The sequence below is a fragment of the Phenylobacterium sp. genome (assembly GCF_024508875.1).
Taxonomy (GTDB): domain Bacteria; phylum Pseudomonadota; class Alphaproteobacteria; order Caulobacterales; family Caulobacteraceae; genus Phenylobacterium.
The window spans coordinates 1-5114 of record NZ_JANINU010000172.1 but is presented as its reverse complement, the minus strand read 5'-3'; the positions used below and the strand labels follow the sequence as shown (position 1 = coordinate 5114).

Sequence of the window (5114 nt, the reverse complement as noted above, 5' to 3'; positions counted from 1 at the left end):
GCAGCCGGCGCGGCGGTCGCTGGGGCCGGGGCGGGCGCATAGTGGACCGCGGCCGGCGCGGCGCCGTTCTTGGCGACGCGGATCTTCAGCGCGCCCTGTTCGACCTCGATCTCGGTGAGGCCGGTCTCGGTGAGGATGTCCGCCAGCTTGCGCACCAGGCGTGCGTCGAACGGATCGGCGGGCGCCTTCGGAGAGGTCGGCATGGAAACGGCCCTTATCTTTGTCTTGTTCTAGCGGGCGAGGCCCGCGGCGGCCTCGACGGCCAGTTCATAGCTCTTCGCCCCGAACCCGGAGACGAGTCCGGTCGCGGCCAGCGACACGTAGGTTTCCCTCCGGAACGCCTCGCGCGCGGCGGGGTTCGAGAGGTGGCACTCGACGACGGGGATGGCGAGCATCTTCAGCGCGTCGAGGATGGCGATGGAGGTGTGGCCATAGGCGGCCGGGTTCAGCACCAGCGCCGAGGCGGCCTCGCGGGCCTCCTGGATCCAGTCGACGAGCTGGCCCTCGTGGTTGGACTGCCGGCACACGACCTCATAGCCCAGGGACTTCGCACGCGCCTCGCAGAGGCGGTGGACGTCTTCCAGGGTCTGGTGACCATAAATCTCCGGCTCGCGTGTCCCCAGCAGATTGAGGTTGGGGCCGCTCAGCACATAGATCGGTTTCGGCATCGAGCTCCGCCGTCGATTCCGGGACCTTGTACCGGGGGACGGCGAGGGCGACAAGCAAAGGCGCCTGCACACATGGTGGAGATCCCGGATTCCGAACGACGGCTCCTCGCGGCGCTGGCCTGGATGGCGGCGCAGTATCTCGATCGGGAAGGCGAGCTGGACAGCCTATCAATGAGCGCCGGGGAGCGTGCCATCGAGGAGCTGGCGCGCTATGGGCTGGTGGACGCAGACGCTATCCGTCGGAGCGCCACCTGGACGGAGGCGGGCCGCCGCTTCCTGGAACTGAATTGAGGTCGAGCTTGAACCTGACGATCAACGGCGAGGCGCGGGCGTTCCAGGACGTGCCGCACGTGGCGGCGCTGGTGGCGGCCCTTGGACTCGACGTGCGCAAGGTGGCGGTGGAACGGAACCTGGAGATCGTGCCCAGGTCGGCCTATCAGAAGACCCCGATCGCCGACGGCGACCGGATCGAGATCGTGGCTTTTGTCGGAGGCGGCTGAAATGGACGGGTCCACTTACACCGAGGACACCTGGTCGGTGGCCGGCCGGACGTTCAGGTCGCGCCTGATCGTGGGCACCGGCAAGTACAAGGACTACGCCCAGAACGCCGCCGCCGCCGAGGCGGCCGGCGCCGAGATCGTCACCGTGGCCCTGCGCCGGGTGAACCTCTCGGATCCGAGCCAGCCGATGCTGGCGGACTATGTGAAGCCCGACCGGTTCACCTATCTGCCGAACACGGCAGGTTGCTACACCGGTGAGGACGCGGTGCGGACGCTGCGCCTGGCGCGGGAAGCGGGCGGCTGGGACCTGGTGAAGCTGGAGGTGCTCTCGCAGACCGCCCACCTGCTTCCCGACATGGAAGAGACGCTGCGGGCGCTGAAGCTGCTGGTGGCCGACGGCTTCCACGTGATGGTCTACTGCTCGGACGACCCGGTCTATGCGCGCAAGTTGGAGGATGCCGGGGCGGCGGCCATCATGCCGGCGGCGGCGCCGATCGGCTCGGGCCGGGGCATCCAGAATTTCCTCAACCTTGGACTGATCATCGAGCAGACCAAGATTCCGGTCCTCGTGGACGCCGGCGTCGGCACCGCCTCCGACGCCGTGGTGTCGATGGAAATGGGCTGCGACGCCGTGATGACGAACACCGCCATCGCCGAGGCCAAGGACCCCGTCCGCATGGCGCGCGCCATGAAGCATGCGGTGATCGCCGGCCGCGAGGCCTACCTGGCCGGCCGCATGGGCAAGCGGATGTACGCCGACCCGTCCTCACCCCTCAGCGGCCTGATCTAAAGGACGGCCAGCACCACCGCGGCGCCCGCCCAGCCGGCCAGGACCGCGATCCCGGCCGCGGCCTGGGCCGGCGTCGGCGGCGAGGCCCACCAGCCCTTCACCCGCACCGCATAGACCAGGGGCAGGGCGGGGGCGGCGAACAGCACCAGCGCCAGGCCCGGCTTCACCTGGCCCAGCGCGATCAGTCCGGCGCCCAGCCAGGCCAGCACGGCCCCGCTCGCGAGGCCCAGTTTCGTGCGCAGCGTCATGCGCCGATCCTGCACCGGCGTCCTTACGGCCCGCTGAACCGGAATGGTTTCCGCAGCCGCCAAGCTCTGCTAAAAGCGCCGCCGTGAACCGGATGAAACTCAATCAGGCCATTTGCCAACGGCGCCGCACCGCGGCGGTGTTTGCGCGCGCCTGTGCCGAGACCTGAGCCACCGGTCCTCACAGCCCGCCTCGCAAACCCCGCTCCGGCGGGGTTTTTGCTTCCAGCCCCCCGCCGAGCCCTTCGCCGCCAAGGAGCTCCCGCCATGCCGACTTCCACCCTGCCGCCGTCCGCGCTCACCGACGCCGACATCGCCCGCATCGGGCGTGGCCTCGTCGACCGCACCCTGCCCAAGTCCGAGTGGACCCACGCGGCCCACTTCGCCGCCGCCTTCTGGCTCATCACCCGCGACGGCGCCGACCCGGAGGCGCAGATGCCGGGCCTGATCCGCGCCTACAACGCCGCCACCGGCGGGGTGAACAGCGACACCGAGGGCTACCACGAGACCATAACCCTGGCCTCGCTGCGCGCCGCCCGCGCCGTTCTGGCCGCCCGGCCGCACGCCAGCCTGGCCGCCGCGCTCGCCGATCTGCTGGCCGGGCCGCTGGGCCGGTCGGACTGGCTGCTGGCCCACTGGTCCAAGGACCGGCTGTTCAGCGTCGAGGCCCGCAGAGCCTGGGTCGAGCCCGACCTCCAGCCCCTGCCGTTCTAGAGTGCATCCCCCCTCGGGGGAGGGGAACCGCGATGCGGCGGAGGGGGTCCTCCACAGCATTCTAGGCGGCCTCCCGCCGTCGGGGGCGCCGCCACCTCCCCCGAGGGGGGCGGACCTGCTATGCGGGAGCCCAAACCCTTCCGCCGACTGCGATTCCCATGACCGTCCACACGCCTCCGCCGGGTTCCCCAAATGGGGGAGAGCCCGGCGACCGCATCATCGACGAGCCGCTCGCCGAGGCGCTCTCGCGCCGCTACCTGGCCTACGCGCTCAGCGTCATCACCGACCGCGCGCTGCCCGACGTGCGCGATGGCCTGAAGCCCGTGCAGCGCCGCGTGCTCTACGCCATGCGCGAGATGCGGCTGAACCCCGACGCGGCCGCCCGCAAGTGCGCCAAGGTGGTCGGCGAGGTGATGGGCGGCTACCACCCCCACGGCGACCAGTCGATCTACGACACCCTGGTCCGCATGGCCCAGCAGTTCGCCCAGCGCTATCCGCAGGTCGACGGCCAGGGCAACTTCGGCAACATCGACGGCGATAACGCCGCGGCCATGCGCTACACCGAGGCCAAGCTCACGGTGGCCGCCACGCTCCTGCTCGACGGGATCGAGGAGGACGCGGTCGACTTCAAGCCAACCTACGACGGCTCCGACGACGAGCCGGTGGTGCTGCCCGCCGGCTTCCCCAACCTGCTCGCCAACGGCTCGACCGGCATCGCCGTCGGCATGGCCACCTCGATCCCGCCGCACAACGCCGGCGAACTGATCGACGCCTGCCTGCTGCTGCTGGACCAGCCCGACGCCTCCACCGAGGCGCTGATGGCCCACGTCCAGGGCCCGGACTTCCCCACCGGCGGCGTCATCGTCGAGCCGCGCGCCAGCCTGGTCCAGACCTACGAGACCGGCCGCGGCGGCGTCCGCGTCCGCGCCCGCTGGGCCAAGGAAGACCTGGGCAAGGGGATGTACCAGATCGTCGTCACCGAGATCCCCTACCAGGTGAAGAAGGCCGAGCTCATCGAGGGCCTGGCCGAGCTGATCGACGCCAAGAAGGCCCCCCTGCTGGGCGACGTGCGCGACGAGTCCGCCGAGGACGTCCGCATCGTCCTTGAACCCAAGAGCCGCAACGTCGAGGCCGACGTCCTGATGGAGAGCCTGTTCAAGCTCTCCGACCTCGAGACCCGCTTCAGCGTCAACCTCAACGTCCTGGACGCCCGCGGCACGCCCGGCGTCATGAGCTTGAAGCAGGCGCTGCTGGCCTTCCTCGCCCACCGGCGCGAGGTGCTGGTCCGCCGGGCCCGCCATCGCCTGGCCAAGATCGAGGCCCGCCTACACATCCTCGACGGCCTGATGATCGCCTACCTCAACCTCGACGAGGTGATCCGGATCGTCCGCTACGAGGACAAGCCCAAGGAAAAGCTGATCGAGGCCTTCGCGCTCTCGGAGATCCAGGCCGACGCCATCCTCAACACCCGCCTGCGCCAGCTCGCCCGGCTGGAGGAGATGGAGATCCGCCGCGAGCACGCCGAACTGGCCGAGGAGCGCGACGGCATCGTCGCCATGCTGGGCAGCGACAAGGCCCAGTGGAAGCTGGTCGCCACCGGCCTGAAGGACACCAAGGCCCAGCTTGCCGACCTCAACGTCCGCCGCTCGTCCTTCGCCGAGGCGCCGCAGATCGACACCGAGGCGGCCCTCGAAGCCATGATCGTGCGCGAGCCGATCACCATCATCCTGTCCGAACGCGGCTGGATCCGCGCCGCCAAGGGCCGGGTGGAAGACCCCTCGGAACTGAAGTTCAAGGAGGGCGACAAGCTCCAGTTCCTGGTGCCGGCCGAAACCACCGACAAGCTGCTGATCTTCGCCAGCGACGGCCGCTTCTTCACCCTGGGCTGCGACAAGCTCCCCGGCGCCCGCGGCCACGGCGAGCCCCTGCGCCTGATGATCGACCTCGACGACAAGGTCGCCATCCTCGACGTCTTCCCCCACCGCCCGGGCGCCAAGCGCGTCCTCGCCAGCAAGCAGGGCTACGGCTTCATCCTGCCCGAGGAGGAGGCCATCGCCTTCCGCCGCGCCGGCAAGCAGGTGCTGAACGCCGGCGATCCCTCGAAGAAGGGCGAGGGCGCCGCCGTCTGCCTCAACCTCGCGGACGCCGACCAGCTCGCCGTCATCGGCGACAACGGCAAGCTGCTGGTCTTCCCGGT

Annotated in this window: 7 protein-coding genes and 1 pseudogene; 5 read left to right on the top strand and 3 right to left on the bottom strand. The window is 70.0% G+C overall.

The genetic code is table 11. The features are described from left to right. Both Q0L11_RS13485 and aroQ read right to left on the bottom strand, forming a co-directional pair. Window positions 1-203: pseudogene (locus Q0L11_RS13485) on the bottom strand (acetyl-CoA carboxylase, biotin carboxyl carrier protein); the annotation flags it as partial. Between the two features lie 27 nt (window positions 204-230). After that, window positions 231-668 carry a type II 3-dehydroquinate dehydratase gene (gene aroQ / locus Q0L11_RS13480; protein WP_296597894.1) on the bottom strand — a complete coding sequence of 146 codons (438 nt, stop codon included), beginning with the start codon at window positions 666-668 and terminating at the stop codon, window positions 231-233. 72 nt (window positions 669-740) lie between these two features. On the opposite strand from aroQ, the gene Q0L11_RS13475 reads away from it, so the two are divergent. Genes Q0L11_RS13475 through Q0L11_RS13465 form a run of 3 tightly spaced genes read left to right on the top strand, consistent with a single transcriptional unit; the run spans window position 741 to window position 1958 of the window. Continuing rightward, a complete protein-coding gene (locus Q0L11_RS13475) occupies window positions 741-959 on the top strand; it encodes a hypothetical protein (protein ID WP_296597892.1) in 219 nt (72 codons plus the stop codon). Window positions 960-973: 14 nt separating this feature from the next. Further along, window positions 974-1168 (top strand): sulfur carrier protein ThiS, encoded by a 195-nt coding sequence (thiS, locus tag Q0L11_RS13470; RefSeq protein ID WP_296597895.1) that lies wholly within the window; start codon window positions 974-976, stop codon window positions 1166-1168. Window position 1169: 1 nt separating this feature from the next. Continuing rightward, entirely contained in the window at window positions 1170-1958 is a 789-nt protein-coding gene (locus tag Q0L11_RS13465; protein ID WP_296597891.1) for a thiazole synthase, read from the top strand. Here the strand turns inward: Q0L11_RS13465 and Q0L11_RS13460 are convergent. Beyond that, on the bottom strand, window positions 1955-2206 hold the full coding sequence (locus Q0L11_RS13460) for a hypothetical protein (protein ID WP_296597889.1): 252 nt from the start codon (window positions 2204-2206) through the stop codon (window positions 1955-1957). The two genes, Q0L11_RS13465 and Q0L11_RS13460, sit on opposite strands and share 4 nt — an antisense overlap. Window positions 2207-2470: 264 nt before the next feature. Here Q0L11_RS13460 and Q0L11_RS13455 point away from each other — a divergent pair, with 264 nt between their 5' ends. Together Q0L11_RS13455 and parC are read left to right on the top strand one after the other, a co-directional pair. Continuing rightward, complete coding sequence (locus Q0L11_RS13455; RefSeq protein WP_296597888.1) at window positions 2471-2917, top strand: hypothetical protein; 447 nt, start codon at window positions 2471-2473, stop codon at window positions 2915-2917. Between the two features lie 158 nt (window positions 2918-3075). Beyond that, window positions 3076-5114: DNA topoisomerase IV subunit A (gene parC / locus Q0L11_RS13450; RefSeq protein ID WP_296597886.1), on the top strand; the 2039-nt coding region annotated here is incomplete at its 3' end.